The 15,425-nt window shown below is 44.2% G+C and carries 13 protein-coding genes; 7 read left to right on the top strand and 6 right to left on the bottom strand.

What is annotated here, in order from left to right:
• Positions 1 to 6: 6 nt before the first annotated feature.
• The gene (gene pgaA / locus AAC852_RS00650) at positions 7 to 2,508 is read right to left on the bottom strand and encodes a poly-beta-1,6 N-acetyl-D-glucosamine export porin PgaA (protein WP_340619358.1); all 2,502 of its coding nucleotides are present in this window, start codon (positions 2,506 to 2,508) and stop codon (positions 7 to 9) included.
• 1,165 nt (positions 2,509 to 3,673) lie between these two features.
• Between pgaA and menD the strand changes: the two genes are divergently transcribed.
• The 7 genes from menD to AAC852_RS00620 all read left to right on the top strand — a co-directional run bounded on the left by menD (position 3,674) and on the right by AAC852_RS00620 (position 10,188).
• On the top strand, positions 3,674 to 5,413 hold the full coding sequence (gene menD / locus AAC852_RS00645) for a 2-succinyl-5-enolpyruvyl-6-hydroxy-3-cyclohexene-1-carboxylic-acid synthase (protein ID WP_340619357.1): 1,740 nt from the start codon (positions 3,674 to 3,676) through the stop codon (positions 5,411 to 5,413).
• Positions 5,410 to 5,859 (top strand): alpha/beta fold hydrolase, encoded by a 450-nt coding sequence (locus AAC852_RS19875; RefSeq protein ID WP_422824241.1) that lies wholly within the window; start codon positions 5,410 to 5,412, stop codon positions 5,857 to 5,859. Before menD ends, AAC852_RS19875 begins: the two co-directional genes overlap by 4 nt.
• Positions 5,840 to 6,241, top strand: coding sequence for an alpha/beta hydrolase family protein (locus AAC852_RS19870; RefSeq protein ID WP_422824240.1), 402 nt, complete (start codon positions 5,840 to 5,842; stop codon positions 6,239 to 6,241). The genes AAC852_RS19875 and AAC852_RS19870 overlap by 20 nt, the downstream gene beginning before the upstream one ends.
• A gap of 12 nt (positions 6,242 to 6,253) precedes the next feature.
• Positions 6,254 to 7,111 carry a 1,4-dihydroxy-2-naphthoyl-CoA synthase gene (gene menB / locus AAC852_RS00635; RefSeq protein WP_340619356.1) on the top strand — a complete coding sequence of 286 codons (858 nt, stop codon included), beginning with the start codon at positions 6,254 to 6,256 and terminating at the stop codon, positions 7,109 to 7,111.
• Positions 7,111 to 8,115: an o-succinylbenzoate synthase gene (gene menC, locus AAC852_RS00630; RefSeq protein ID WP_340619355.1), complete on the top strand. Its 1,005-nt coding sequence runs from the start codon at positions 7,111 to 7,113 to the stop codon at positions 8,113 to 8,115. Before menB ends, menC begins: the two co-directional genes overlap by 1 nt.
• Positions 8,093 to 9,529 (top strand): o-succinylbenzoate--CoA ligase, encoded by a 1,437-nt coding sequence (gene menE, locus AAC852_RS00625; protein ID WP_340619354.1) that lies wholly within the window; start codon positions 8,093 to 8,095, stop codon positions 9,527 to 9,529. Before menC ends, menE begins: the two co-directional genes overlap by 23 nt.
• 116 nt (positions 9,530 to 9,645) lie before the next feature.
• Positions 9,646 to 10,188, top strand: coding sequence for a YfaZ family outer membrane protein (locus tag AAC852_RS00620; protein WP_340619353.1), 543 nt, complete (start codon positions 9,646 to 9,648; stop codon positions 10,186 to 10,188).
• A gap of 51 nt (positions 10,189 to 10,239) precedes the next feature.
• On the opposite strand, the gene tyrP is transcribed toward AAC852_RS00620, so the two are convergent.
• From tyrP to AAC852_RS00595, 5 genes are all read right to left on the bottom strand, one after another.
• On the bottom strand, positions 10,240 to 11,385 hold the full coding sequence (gene tyrP, locus AAC852_RS00615; protein ID WP_340619352.1) for a tyrosine transporter TyrP: 1,146 nt from the start codon (positions 11,383 to 11,385) through the stop codon (positions 10,240 to 10,242).
• 598 nt (positions 11,386 to 11,983) lie between these two features.
• Positions 11,984 to 12,349, bottom strand: a complete 366-nt coding sequence (locus AAC852_RS00610) for a tail fiber assembly protein (RefSeq protein WP_340619351.1) — start codon at positions 12,347 to 12,349, stop codon at positions 11,984 to 11,986.
• Positions 12,350 to 13,645, bottom strand: coding sequence for a tail fiber protein (locus AAC852_RS00605; RefSeq protein ID WP_340619350.1), 1,296 nt, complete (start codon positions 13,643 to 13,645; stop codon positions 12,350 to 12,352).
• 108 nt (positions 13,646 to 13,753) lie between these two features.
• The gene (locus AAC852_RS00600) at positions 13,754 to 14,152 is read right to left on the bottom strand and encodes a tail fiber assembly protein (protein ID WP_340619349.1); all 399 of its coding nucleotides are present in this window, start codon (positions 14,150 to 14,152) and stop codon (positions 13,754 to 13,756) included.
• Between the two features lie 18 nt (positions 14,153 to 14,170).
• Positions 14,171 to 15,418 carry a phage tail protein gene (locus AAC852_RS00595; protein WP_340619348.1) on the bottom strand — a complete coding sequence of 416 codons (1,248 nt, stop codon included), beginning with the start codon at positions 15,416 to 15,418 and terminating at the stop codon, positions 14,171 to 14,173.
• Between the last annotated feature and the right edge of the window lie 7 nt (positions 15,419 to 15,425).

The raw sequence follows: 15,425 nt of genomic DNA, 5'->3' as shown, positions 1-15,425 counted from the left end.
AATCCTTTAGAACCGATAGATCAAATCAAAAGCAGCTTGCAGGTTTTTTTCACGTTTACCGTCATAAGGGCGTTTATCCAGCGTGATCCTCACGCCTGCATCCACAACATCATTCCACTTAATACGTTGCCCATAACTCACAGTCGTTATCAGACCCCCGCCATACCCGTTCTGCCAGTATTCACCGATACCAGCCGTGAGCTGCTGACTCCAAACGGTTTGGTAATGCCGATACATGATGTGGTCGGCTTCCAATGCCGGCAGGAAAGTAAGATCATTTTTTGGATTGAAATAAGGGGTATTTTGTTTGCTGTTATGCGTCGTACTGATTTCCAGTGTGGCATCGAGTTTCAGGTAAGGTGCTGTGTAGATGCGTTGCATACCGTCAATCGCATATGCAAAGCGATTATTGCCATCAGAAAAAAATGAAGGGGCAAAACGAGCTGTCCACTGGCTGCGCTCACTGTGTCTCCAACGGGTATAAAGTTGCCCGCCATTAGCGTAGATCTTATTGGTTAATGCCCGTAAAGGAGTATGACGAGCCAGTCGTTCTGCTGAACCTCCCAGACGCCATTGGTCATTTAAATCATACCATCCGGCAAAACGCAGACCGACTTTATTGCCGTGACGATAATTACGGCCAGAAACTTCGCCTTCCAGCCAAATATCCCGTGCCCGCCATTCGATACCCCCACGTAAATCGCGGTTTAAACCACGGCCTTCACTGAATTGGCTGCGGTTATAAGCACCGCCAGCAAACAAGCGCCAATTATCATGAATAGGCGGGCTATAAATGACAAGATCAATGTCTGAACTACGTTTACCACTCGTAGGACTGTCCGAATCAATACCCTGATTAACTTTGACACGCAGTTCTGACATGTGATGAACATTGCGCAGACGATTAAAACGTTTGGCCGGCATATTTTCAGGGGCACGGGTGATAACATCATCAGACAGCAGATCGACTTGTCGCCATTCTTGTAATGCTAAAGCGGTATAGCCTTGCTGAATTTCCAATGACAAATTACGGTGATCAAGACCCTCGATTTGTTTCAGTTCACTTTCTGCCTGACGTGGCCAACCACGATCCAGCCAGACGGCAGCCAGATCAATACGTAATTTCTGATTACCAGGAGCGGTACGAGCCAAATGTGTAAAACGTCTTTCTGCTTCGGGAAGATCTTCATGCAGTTGGGCTGATTCAGCCAAAAACTGTTGTCCTTGCAACCAGTTATCGTTAGGTACCCGGATTGGAGAGCCGTAAACATTCGTCATATAAGCATTACGTTGCTTGATATTAGTTGCCAGTTGTTGAGCTTCATTAAGGTGTTCACTCTCCACATCAGCATAAAAAAGAACGCTATCATCTTCCTGTGTAATATGGTGCATTGGTGTTTTTTTATCTGGATATTTTCCATTTGGATAATTCAGTGGACGCAGGATATCCCTTGCTTTATCTGGCTGACGAAGATTCAGATAGGCAGATGCAGCCCATTTATGCGCATAATTCGGTATAACGACGTTTTTTTCTGTCTGGGAAAGTTGTTGCAGGCGTAAATACTCTTCAATGAGTTCCTGAGTCTGGAAACGGGCAAGCAGTGCGCCGAGGCGATCAATACGGACACGTCGATAGTCTTGCTGGGCATCCGGCTGTTTCCGCCATTGATTGAGCATATGTTCATAGCGGGCAAGTGCTCGATCAGCGATATCAAAGCGTTCTTTTTCACTACGGTTGGGGATCATTGCAAGGCGAACTAACTCTGCCGCAGCGTCAGCTTCCAGTTTGCGTTGTTGGCCAGGGGATAAGTGTAATTGTGTGGTGTGTTTTTGTTCCAGTAGCCAGGCCGGACCATTCACCTGATTGTTTTTCAGACTGAACAGATAATCATGGATTATGGCCTTATCTTTGGGGAAATGTTCATGGGCGATAGTGAGCATCTGCATGGCATCCCATGAGCGCCCGGCGGCTTGATCTACATAGGCCATTAAACGGTAATTAGCGGCACTGGGTTGATGGGACAGTAAATTTTTTGCCAGGCGACGGGCTTCACTGTCTCGCCTGGCATCTGCCAACGTCATAATCAAGCCCGCTTTTATAGCGTGGTTGTGTTTTTCAAGAATTGAAGCCAGATGCCATAATTGAATGGCTTGATTCCACTGGCGCTGATTGCGATAAGCGCGTGCGGCAGCGGCGATCCCTCTGGCTGGTAATTCCATAGCATGATAGCGTTGCCAAAGATTAATCACTTCATTGTCATGACCCGCCCAGCTTGCGATTTGTAACCAATCAGCTACCTGAGAAGGAGAGAGTTTCCGCCGTTTTTCTTCTTGACGAATATATTCAAGTATGGGGATGGTATTGCCACTTCTGGCTTGTTGAATTAATGCATCATAATCCGCTGTCGCGGTCTCTGTTGTTATTAGGCAACTTAGTGATATGAATAACGATAACAGACTATACCGATATCTAAGAAAGCCTATCGGCCTAAAATAAAGATATAACACGGCATCCCCTTTTTATACTGCTTATTTATTTAAAAAACAGCAGAATCAGACGAAATAAAATTGAATTTTGATTAGGAAAAGCATTTTGTTTCTTCATTTTGGAAGAGGCAAAATAATACGTATTGTGTGACTTTATATCAATGGGTATTTTGTGAAAAACAATAGACGGAACATCAAGGAATATTGTTTCTTGATTTTATTATAAGATTAATAAGTAATACCTTATTGTTATTTATTTATATAAAATAAAGGTATTATATTTTAAGTTATTGTTTTTAATTATTTTTGGGAGTTTTCTTATAGTATTTTCAATTTAATATTTATGAGTGAAATTAACCACAATAAAAAATGTTAATTATGAGTGTGAATATTTTTCATTTCTGATATTTTGGGTGATTATTATCGGTGGGTGATTTGTTTTTTAAAAATTACTTTTGGGTTTTAAGAGTGATTTTATTATCTTTTTGTAAATAAGAATTATATTTTAGGTTTTTAGTGGGATGAAATTCATAAAAATTAAATTAGTCATTTTTCTGATAACTAATTTTGGTATGTTAGCCTTGCGTTGTTTATTTTTAGAAATAATATTCTATCGGTGTCAGTAATATCATATATGATGTTGATTTGTTTAAGTAAAATGTAATTTTATTGATTTGAGCAATAAAAATAGACAATAAAACAGTAAAAATGGTGAAGTTATCGTTAGATACTCAGATCAAAACCAATCGCATAAACAACCAGATAAACAATAAGTACTTTAATAATTTCTGCCGACTCGTATAATTTTGCGTTTTATTAGGTTATTAATGGGGGAAGTTTGTGGATCAGATTGCCAATATTATCGCTGATATATGCAAAATTCTTAATACCAAAAATGTTAGCGAAGTTGGTATTCAGTCGTTCTGCTTTTCGCTTCCAGCAATCAGTGATACTGATTGACTGGAATGGCTGGCAGTTCAACCTCATTATTCACAGTTCAAACCACATTCCAGACATCGTATGCAGCGGTATTGAATGTAACTCGGCAAATGAATAAGTTCTTGGAATAATGTCAATTACATGGCATTTCTTTGAGCTATAACAAAGAAGGCGTTTTTAAGAGAATAAGCGTGAAGAATGTCTTATATAATTTATCCTATTTTTAAAAGAAGTTTTTAAACACTCTATGTCAAACAGCGCACTGAACCGTCGTTGGGCGGAACTTTTACTGGAAGCACTGACTCGTCATGGTCTGCGTCATGTCTGTATTGCCCCTGGTTCTCGTTCCACACCATTGACACTTTCCGTTGTAAAAAAAGCGGCCGCAGAGAACGGTAAACTGATATGTCATACCCACTTTGATGAAAGAGGGCTTGGTCATCTGGCGCTAGGGTTGGCAAAAGCAAGTCAGGAACCCGTTGCTGTTATTGTGACGTCAGGAACCGCAGTGGCTAACCTGTATCCTTCTCTGATTGAGGCCGGATTAACCGGTGAGCGCTTAGTTTTTCTCACTGCGGACAGGCCACCGGAATTAATCGATTGTGGTGCGAATCAGGCTATTCGCCAGAGTAATATTTTTGCCTCACATCCGGCTCAAACACTTTCTCTACCACGACCGACTACCGATATTTCAGCCAGTTGGCTGGTTTCTATCGTTGATAATGCGATGTCAAATTTGAAGCAAGGAGGGTTGCATATCAATTGCCCTTTTGCTGAGCCGTTATATGGTGACGATGAAAAATATCAGGCATGGCTGCAAACGCTAGGTAATTGGTGGCAAGGCCACCAGCCGTGGCTTAAGCAATCAGTCACGCATGTTATTGCCAAAGTAGCGGATTGGGATTGCTGGCGGAAGAAACGCGGTATTGTACTGGCAGGAAGAATGGGAGCCGAAGAAGGGAAACTTGTTGCACAGTGGGCGAAAGAAATGGGCTGGCCATTGATTGGAGATGTGTTGTCTCAAACAGGTCAGCCTTTGCCTTACGCTGATTTATGGCTGAACCATCCCTGTACGCAGGAAATTCTGGCAAAAGGGCAGTTGGTTATTCAGTTTGGCTCCAGTCTGACCGGAAAAAGATTATTGCAGTGGCAGGCCAAATGTCAGCCAGAAGAGTATTGGATTATTGATCCTATAATGGGAAGGCTTGATCCCGCTAATCATCAGGGACGCAAGTTTACCTGTTATGTGGCTGATTGGTTACGGGAGCATCCCGCTCAAACAGAGATGCATAAGGTTTTTGAGACGGAGGTTCTTGGGACGAAAGTTGTTGAGACGAAAGTTTCTTGGGCGAATGAACTGGAAATTTGGTCTGAAAAAGCATTCGGCTGTATTAGCGCACAACTGGATGGAAAATTCAGTGAGGCCGCGGTTGCTCATCAGCTACATCAATTATTACCGCAGCAAGGGCAGTTATTTGTCGGCAATAGTTTGATTGTCCGTTTGATTGATGCATTAGGACAACTCCCTGTGGGTTATCCGGTTTACAGCAATCGTGGTGCAAGTGGAATTGATGGGTTAATAGCGACTTCTGTCGGTGTGCAACGGGCGACCAGTAAACCGACTTTAGCGATTATTGGCGATATTTCCGCGCTTTATGATTTGAATAGCTTAGCTTTATTGCGGGAAAGCGCTTCACCTATGGTGTTGTTTATCGTAAATAATAATGGCGGCCAAATTTTTTCATTACTGCCTACGCCACAGGAAACACGCCAGCGTTTTTACTGTATGCCGCAAAATATCAATTTTAACCACGCTGCCGCCATGTTTGGCTTGAATTATCGCGCGCCACAAAGCTGGTCTGAATTGAAACAGTCGGTTGAACAGGCATGGCAGCGGAAAACAGCAACAATTATTGAACTAATCGTGACAGATAACGAAGGTGCGGTATGCCTGCAAGAGTTGCTGAAACAGGTGACTGAACTATGAAATTAGCCGGTCAGATAGTCAATGCAGAGGTAGTTAATGTAGATCGAAAAAACACATGGTTGGTTTGGTTGCATGGTCTGTTGGGATGTGGCAATGAATGGTTGCCCATTGTAAATGACTGTAACCAATATGCTTCTTTAGTGATTGATTTACCTGGTCATGGTGATTCTGCCGATATTACGGCTGTGGATGGTTTTGCAGAGATGAGTAAGCTATTGAACGAAACTTTGCTTGCATACCAGATCCATGATTACTGGCTAATCGGCTACTCACTTGGTGGGCGGCTTGCTATGTACTATACAGTTCAAAACCAGGCAGTTCAAAACCAGGCAACTCAAAACCATACGATTCACAGTCACCAAAAAGGATTAAGGGGAATAGTGGTAGAAGGGGGAAATCCGGGGCTGTTTTCTCAGCAGGAGCGCGATGCCAGATTGTTGCAATGACAGGCATTGGGCCCAACGTTTTCGTGAAGAATCCATGTCGGCAGTTTTGGCTGACTGGTATCAACAACCTGTGTTTGCTGATTTGTCACCGGAACAGCGCCTCCGTTTTATTCATCTCCGCAGCCGAAACAGAGGCTGTAGTATTGCCGACATGTTAGAAAGTACCTCACTTGGGTACCAGCCTTGGTTAGTGCCTGCTTTACAAAAACTGGCAGTGCCTTTTATTTATTTATGTGGTGAACACGATCAGAAATTTAAAGAAATAGTGAAGCAGTATGCATTGCCATCAAAAATAATTCCCCAGGCTGGACATAATGTTCACAGCAGCAATCCTGCGGATTTTTCTGCCGCAGTGAACCATTTTTTATCACTTTTTGGTTAAGGAAGTTCAATAATGCTCTATCCAAGCGAAGAAAAATTATATTTCCCGATTGAATGGCAAGATTATTCCAGCGGGTTTGAAGATATTCTTTATCATAAATCTCCAGACGGTATTGCCAAAATCACAATTAATCGTCCGCAAGTGCGTAATGCTTTCCGTCCTCTGACCGTTAAAGAGATGATTCAGGCACTGGCTGATGCCCGTTATGACGATAGCATTGGCACAATTATCCTGACAGGAATGGGAGAAAAAGCATTCTGTGCGGGAGGCGATCAGAAGATCCGTGGCGATTATGGTGGTTATAGAGATGAAGGTGGAGCACATCATCTGAACGTATTAGATTTTCAACGCCAAATCCGTACCTGCCCAAAACCAGTTGTTGCTATGGTTGCCGGATATGCTATCGGTGGAGGGCATGTATTACATCTGATGTGTGATCTGACCATTGCAGCAGATAATGCAATTTTTGGTCAGACAGGCCCCAAAGTGGGTTCATTTGATGGTGGCTGGGGAGCATCTTATATGGCGCGGATTGTGGGGCAGAAAAAAGCCCGTGAAATCTGGTTCCTGTGCCGCCAATACAATGCTCAGGAAGCGCTTGATATGGGGCTGGTCAATACTGTTGTTCCTTATGCTGAGCTGGAAAAAGAAACAGTACGCTGGTGCCGTGAAATGTTGGAAAACAGTCCAATGGCATTGCGTTGCCTGAAAGCTGCATTGAATGCGGATTGCGATGGTCAGGCTGGTTTGCAGGAGTTAGCGGGAAATGCCACCATGTTGTTCTATATGACTGAGGAAGGGCAGGAAGGACGTAATGCATTCAATGAAAAACGTCACCCTGATTTCAGTAAATTTAAACGTAATCCATAATGCGTACAGCAACCTTATATCAATACAGCCTGCCTATGGAGGCAGGTGTTATCTTACGTTACCAGCGTCTGAAAACCCGTGATGGTTTTTTAGTGCATGTGCAGGAAAATGGTAACCATGGTTGGGGAGAAATTGCCCCATTGCCGGAATTCAGTCACGAAACGCTTGAACAAGCCGGCTGTGCTGCGGTGGAATGGTTAACACGCTGGTGTCAAAACGAAACAGGGCAAAATAAAGAACCAGAGCAGAGTGAATTACCTTCTGTCGCATTTGGTATCAGTTGTGCTCTTGCTGAATTACAGGGCGAACTTCCTACAGAGGCCAATTATCACAAAGCACCATTATGTACGGGGGATCCTGATGATGTGATCTTGCGTCTGGGAAAAATAGCCGGGCGGAAAATGGCTAAGGTGAAAGTCGGGCTTTATGAAGCCGTACGGGATGGCATGGTAGTTAATCTCTTACTGGAAGCATTACCCGATCTACAACTGAGGCTGGATGCCAATCGCAGTTGGACGCGCGCGAAAGCTGATGGATTTGCGAAGTATGTTAATCCCGATTATCGGCAGCGTATTGCTTTTCTGGAAGAGCCTTGTAGAACCCGTGAAGACTCACTGGCATTTGCTCGTGAGACAGGTATTGCCATTGCATGGGATGAAAGTGTTCGTGAAGCAGGTTTCACAGTAGAAGCCTGGGAAGGTGTTACAGCTATCATCATTAAACCGACGTTGGTGGGGAGTATTGCCCGTTGTCGTCAATGGGTCACTGAGGCTCATCAAGCCGGGTTGGATGCGGTGATAAGTTCAAGTATTGAAAGCAGTTTTGGTCTGACACAACTGGCCCGTTTAGCATATTGGCTAACACCAGAGACACTGCCAGGGCTGGATACGCTCGATCTGATTCAATCGCAACTTATCCGTTGCTGGCCAGACAGTGATATTCCTTGTATGGAATTAGATGAACTGGAAGTGATGTGGAGTTATGAATTCATTAGTGTCGTTTAATCAATGGCCATGGCATCACTGGGCGGTCTGTTATCCAGAAAAACAGGCAATTTGGTTGTGTGACAACGCAGTAACCTGGCAGGAATTGGCAACAAAAATTGACACTATTGCGGATTGCTTCCGGCGACAGGGGGTATCACAAGGTGATGGTGTGCTCCTAAGAGGCAAGAACAGCGCAGATCTCTTGTTGTGTTATCTTGCTGTTCTGCAATGCGGTGCAAGAGCCTTGCCGCTCAATCCTCAGCTTCCTGAATCGTTGTTAATAGAATTACTTCCTCACCTAAATCTGGCATTTGTGGCTGATTTTACCGGCTTACCTATATCGGTCATTCAGGCAACGGAACTCAACTGGCAAGCAGAGTTTACATTTATGTCCGGTAAAAAAGTGTCCGGTGAAAAAATGTCAGGTAAATGTGTTTCATGGGATATCAATCGTCCGGCCAGCATGATCCTGACTTCAGGATCTTCCGGGTTGCCCAAAGCAGTGGTGCATTCTATTGGTGCTCACCTTGCCAGTGCACAGGGCGTCCTTTCACGCATAGATTTCCAGCCAGATCATCGTTGGTTGCTGTCGTTGCCACTATTTCATGTCTCTGGTCAGGGAATACTTTGGCGCTGGTTATTGAAAGGCGCAGAATTGGTGTTGCGGGATATGTACTCGCTGGATAAAGCCTTATCGGGTTGCACGCATGCTTCATTAGTACCGACTCAACTGTGGCGCTGGCTTTCCCAACCTCGTAACTATGAGCTGACTTTGAAAGATGTGTTATTAGGCGGGGCAATGATACCGTTGGAACTTATTCAACAAGCTGAGCAACTTGGGATACGCTGTTGGTGCGGTTATGGATTGACTGAAATGGCATCAACAGTCTGTGCAAAACGCGCAGATGGCTTAGCGGGAGTAGGAACGCCGTTACCGGGAAAAGAGATCCGTTTGTTGGATGAGGAAATACAGATCCGGGCAGACAGTATCGCTATGGGTTATTGGTTTGATGGGAAGTTAAAACCATTAGCCAAAGAAGCAGGCTGGTTTTCCACCCGTGATCGGGGTGTTTTTAAACAGGGCGAATTGTGTATTTTGGGACGTTTTGATAATCAATTTTTCAGCGGTGGTGAAGGTATTCAACCGGAAGATATTGAACGTATTATTAATCTGCATCCTCAAATCCAACAAAGTTTTGTTGTTCCGGTGCCTGACACTGAATTTGGGCATCGGCCTGTTGCAGTGATCGAAACAAACGATTCTCAACTTACAAAAACACTTATTAATTGGCTTTCTAATAAACTTGCTACATTCCAACGACCTGTAGCTTGTTATTTGTTACCGGAACATTTGAAAAATGGCGGGATAAAAACTTCACGTCAACAGATCAAAGAATGGGTACTGAAACGATCCAGTGTTTACATATCTTGATGAATCTAAATAGTTTATTACATTCATAATCTATAGTGTTTATTGGATTTAAGTAAAATGGCTCACGAATATTAATATTAGCAACTACCATAATTACTGATTGAGAAGAGATATATATGAAAGGTTTTATTGCTATCAGTGCAGCCAGCTTGCTCTTTGTGGCAGGTACTGCAAATGCAATTTCTGTGAATATAGAAGCAGGAAAACACTATACCAGCACATCTGCGGGGATTGGTGATAAAAATGCGGGATTGTCCCTCAATGGAAATTGGACTCGCAGTGATCATAATGGCCAGTTAGGGAGCTTGGGGGCTGCTTTTGCTTTGCCAATTGGCCCGATAACAGCAAGTGTTGGTGGTAAGGCTCTCTACTTGTCACCAAAAGTGGGGAAAGATGGCACTGCATTGGCTGGTGGTGTTGGTCTCAGTTGGGAAGTAATGCCTTCTTTGTCATTATACGGTGAGGCTTATGGTGCTCCATCGGGTTTAACTTCTGGCATTGATTCTTATACTGAAGCAACTGGTGGCATCCGTTATACTCTCTTTAAACCAATAACCATTAATGCTGGTTATCGGGTTATTGATTTGAAAGGAAAAAATGGAAATCGCAATAATAAAGTATCAGACGGTTTTTACATTGGAGTGGGTGCGAGTTTCTAACATATTTTAAATTAGGGTTATCCGCACCATTAAAGGTGCGGATAATTTTATTTACCCCACTTCTGGCAGTATACCAGTGACAATCCCAATCTGAATGGCAATTACAGTAAGGCCACAAAGAAAAACCAATATCAATGCGGGGTTGCCACCTTTGACACGATATCCACCCTGATTTTCTTCACGGCTGCGCCAAACCAACAGGCAAGGAAGCAACAGAGCCAGAATAGACAGAGCAACAGCAGCGAATGTCAGCGCCATAACAAAGTTAGGGTAAAACAGGGCGCAAAGCATGGGGGGAATAAAAGTCATCAAACCAGTTTGCAAACGTCCTTTGGCGTGGTTACGGCGTTTTAGCAGATCAGCAAGATAATCAAACAAACCGAGTGAAACCCCAAGGAATGATGTTGCCAGTGCAAGGTCGGCAAACAGGTGGACAGCAAGTTCTACTTTTGGTGAGGCAACAACTTCTCTGACTGCTTGCAATAAGCCGTTTAAACCAGATTGTTGTGCAAGAATACCGACAAAGGTGTTGGAGGAAATGGCTCCAAGAGTAACCAATTGCCACAGGATGTAAGCGCCTAACGGGATAGCACTACCGATGATAAATATCTTCCGGAGCTTATTTGTATCTCCTTTCATATAGGAAACAATACTTGGCACACTTCCGTGAAATCCGAACGAAGTAAAAATCACCGGAATAGCAGATAGTACAAGACCTTTTTCTATTGGCATGGATATTAAGTTGATTTTATCAACATGAGGCATCATTACACCTAGTACAACTAGCAGAAAAATGATTTTGGCGGTAAACAGTAGGCGATTAATTAAATCAACAGATTGCGTGCTGATACAGACTACACCTCCGGCAACTATCGTAAACACGATGATCCCGGTAGAGACAGTAATTGTTTTATCCATCCAGGCGGAAAGGCTGACAGCCAACAATTCACCTGCGCCACTGATATAGGCTGTTGTCAGGGCATACATCAGAAATAGCATACTGAAACTTGTTAACGCCTGTCCGCCGATCCCCAAATAGCGTTTGGCAATGGTGCCTAAGCCTGTATTGAATTGATTATGTTGATAAACTTCTACCAGCAGAAGTGCAGTGTAACTCATCAATGCCCATAAAGTGATTAACATGGCGAGTGTTGTTCCAAAACCTACACCTGCCGCAGCCAATGGCATTGCTAGCATCCCAGCTCCAATCGTCGTCCCGGCGACGATAAAAATACTGCCAATAGTACGATTCTTCACGTGATCCTCGTCTCTGAATATGTTGGAAAAATAGTTATAAGACAGGCAGGGTAAAGGATTGATTTATGGCTGTCAAACTTATAGTACACAAGATGTAAATAAATAATTACACTTTATGCCAGTGGAAAGAAAACAGTGAAAATGGATAATTTCTTATCGTTATTTGTGGGAGCATGATTTGGATGGAAAAGGGTAGTATTTTGGCGGAAAGATGAATTTCAAAGGTAGTTATTATCTTAACTTGTCATAATCGGGTTGCTACTGCTTTATATATCTGCTCGATAGTTCATCCTTGTTGCTAAAATAATTAGCTCTGGGATCCCTGTGTTTTTAGCCTTATGTTTGCATTTCGTCAGTGTTCGGTTGAAAAATTGAACCTGATAAAGAAATTAGAAAAAACAAAAAAGAAAAAACCCGTTATCCTGAGATAACGGGTTATTCTTATATGGTGCCGGCTACCGGAGTCGAACTGGTGACCTACTGATTACAAGTCAGTAAGTTTAACTTTAATATATTGATTTAATTGAACATCATCACTCTATAATTCACTGTTGTGACATGTAAATACCTGATAATGGCACAATATTGACATATGGTGTGCCACAAAAATGACACACGACTCGGATACGATAATAGGGCAAGGAAGAGATAGATAACGCTTCTCTGATTCGGCCTGTTGCTGTAGCTCCTCCGGTGTCGGCGGGGGGGTATTAACCAGCTTCGGGTATCCGTCTTTACCTGGTGCCCACCGTTTTCCGGCAGGGGCATTGATAAAACTTAGGTACTCTTCCTCACTGATTTCAACCCCATCGTCCGGCCACGAACCCGCATCAATATAACGTTGCTTAAAATCAACAGGGTAAAATGAGTTCGTTGTTGTGCTATAAACATATTCCAATGGCATTTAACACCCCACGACATAAATCATTGGTTGGTATTCGCGTCCGTGCCCTCTGCTATCCACTATCTGTAACGCAATGGTAACCGACGACTGGTCCCATCTGATAACTTGCCAAAATCCGTCAGCGAAATGATCAAGTCCACTGATTTTAGTCGACACTTGAACATTCAAAATGCGTGTTGGAAACTGTATGGGTAATGCAACCCGCATTGAACCTTCACCTGTTGCGGGATCTCCCGTTATCCATGCCGTTATGACCCCCGTATTGGGATTTTTAATCCAGCCTGCGGAATTCAACGAGACAGAATCACTCACCACTTGCGAAAACCATCCCTGCCATGTATGCCCCTTATCCCACGATTGCCGAACAGCGACTTCCCCGGCGTGTGATGTATAACGCTGGGTAATGATTGAATGATCACCCTGCACTTCCAGTATACCGAAGTTATACAATCCAACAGGAAAATCGGGAACCTCGTCAACACGTGGAATATTTACGATTGCGAATCCCGTTGATGAAAAATGCTGAAAATGATGTTCACTATTCACGACTCCCAATGCATTAACACTGACGGCAGAGACATCATGTGCCATTAATTGGATATCTGCGGTCAAGGATTTTCCATTAATTTTCCGGCTATTGGGCACCGCGTTGCGTGCCAGTTCGACGGTTTTTTCTAAACCGAGGTTGTTCACAAACGCCACTTTATCCTGAATATCCGCGCCGTTCTGGACTTTAGACAAACGCATATCCGCATTGTCATTCGCCTTGCTTGCTAAGTCGAATACGGTCTTCACTGCCTTTGGTGTTGCAGCCTGCGATTCATTGGGGCTGTCAGTTGCATTACTGAGTTGAACAATACCTTTTTGGGTGACCGAGGCGTCGTTTATATGAACCGTTGAAGCCATGTCGTAAACCGCTTTGACTGCCTTAGATGTCGCAGCTATGTTTTCTGCGTTACTGTCTATCGCATTACTCAGCTTTGTTATACCTGCCGTGTTCAATGACGCCGCGGGTACAGAGGATTCTACTGTTGTCTGTAACGCACTCATTAATCCCGCTTGCAAGTTTTTCAAGTTACCGTCATCTAACACATCCTTACCTGTGGTTTCTGCAATAAACTGTGCCACTACCGTAGCTATAGCGCTTGCCTGCCGCCACACTTTGTTAAGTTCCTGTGACTTCGCAACCCCGGAACCGAACCCATTAGTGCGTGCAGCCAGCCTTGCATATTCCGCATTGGAAAGTACATTCGCGCCGTCTGCTATCCCGAACGGCAGAAACTCATTCTTTACCATGGTTTCCTCATAGTGTTATCGCCCGTTGACTGTGGGCGTCACGTGAATTGAAAGAAAAAGATTTTGTTGAAGATAAAAAACGAAATGGAGGAAAGGTCAGTTTCGTGCTTATTTTGGCGGTTCGGGCCATGCGATATCGGGGGCAGTGGAACAGTCTACCCGGTTGAGCAGGACACGGTATTTTTTCCATATTCTGAGCTTTGTAACTTCTTCCTCTGTTTGCATCTCTAAATCAACCGCATCTTGAAGCGGCGCTATCTTTGTAGTTGCTTCCGCAATGCGTGTTTGTTTTTTGCTTTCCGCTTGTGCGATTAATTGCTCATGCGAGGGAGGCGGAATATCCGCCCACTCAGGCAACCCTTTTTTGTTGGCTACTCTCACTTTTCCATCATTGCTTCTTGAAAACTCAAGAAAAACATCCTCACCGACCACCTTTGCATCATCCGGACCCTGCATCAATATAATTCTGTTCCATAAAGACAGGGTAAAAAGAATTGGTTTTTGCACTATAATAGTAATCCATGATTAGTATCCTATCGCTATAATCTGGGGGGCGCAAAGGCCTTGTTCGCCTGTACCGAACCATTGCGGAAACAGGGTGACGCTAAAGTTCGTTGTACTTACCGTTTGAAACATGGTGTCTGAATGTATGTTGCCATTGCCGACGGTGCTGACAGTTGCTATCAGAAGCCGATTTGGAAAAGGAATGGGTAACGGCAGCGTAAAAGGCCCTTTCGCCTCCGTTTCACCGTACCTATCCCCATTTACCCACTGGATGATGAGTCCGGTATCACCACATTTCCACCATCCTGATGCTGGCGTACCCGCGGTATTTTTCCTCCCCACTAGCGGAACCCATTCCCACCATGTATGCCCATTATCCCACGATTGCCGCATTGCTACTTGTCCGTGATGTGACGAGTAACGCTGGGAAATAACGATACCTCCATTCTGCGTTTCCAGGATACCGTGTCCGTACAAATAACCCGAAGAAATTAGGGGGAAATCTGAAACAGAAGATGTATCGGGAACCTCTACTTTATAGAAGCCGCTGGATAAGCAATCCTGAAAACGGCCGCCATTACCTATTGTGCCCAGCGCATTAACACTGACGGCAGAGACATCACGTGCCATTAATTGGATATCTGTGGTCAAGGATTTTCCATTAATTTTCCGGCTATTGGGCACGGCATCACTGGCCTGATTGACCGTATCCCGTAAGCCCAGATTATCCACAAACGCCCCCTTATCCGGGATATCCGCCCCGTTCTGCGCTTTGTCGAGGCGGCGGTTGGCGTTGTCGTTGGCATTAACCGCATTTTGATTTGCGGTGTTGGCATTGGTGAGCGCATTTTCGGCTTCTTTCAATGCCTGATTTGCAGTAGCAGAGACCTGCCGTACCGCTTTCGGTGTCGCCGCCATATTCTCTGCATGGCTATCTGTGGCATTACTCAACTTCGTAATGCCGGCTGTGGTAAGTGATGCAGCGGGGACATTAGCGTTAACCGTTTCCCTTATCGCATCGAGTAACCCGGCCTGTAGCGTCTGTAAGTTGCCATCGTCTAACACGTCTTTACCTGTCGTTTCCACAATAAACTGTGCGACAGTGGCTGCAATGACGGACGCCTGCCGCCAGACCTTATTCAGTTCCTGTGATTTCGCTACACCCGAATTGAATCCGTTAGTACGGGAAGCCAGTTTGCTGTACTCGTCGTTGGTTAAGACGTTTGCCCCGTCTGCAATGCCAAAAGGCAGAAATTCGTTTTTTGCCATAGTGTCC

Origin of the sequence: Xenorhabdus siamensis (genome assembly GCF_037996745.1) — a bacterium.
Classification (GTDB): Bacteria; Pseudomonadota; Gammaproteobacteria; order Enterobacterales; family Enterobacteriaceae; genus Xenorhabdus; species Xenorhabdus indica.
The sequence above is the reverse complement of the archived record's forward strand: the minus strand, read 5'-3'. Positions and strand labels throughout refer to the sequence as shown.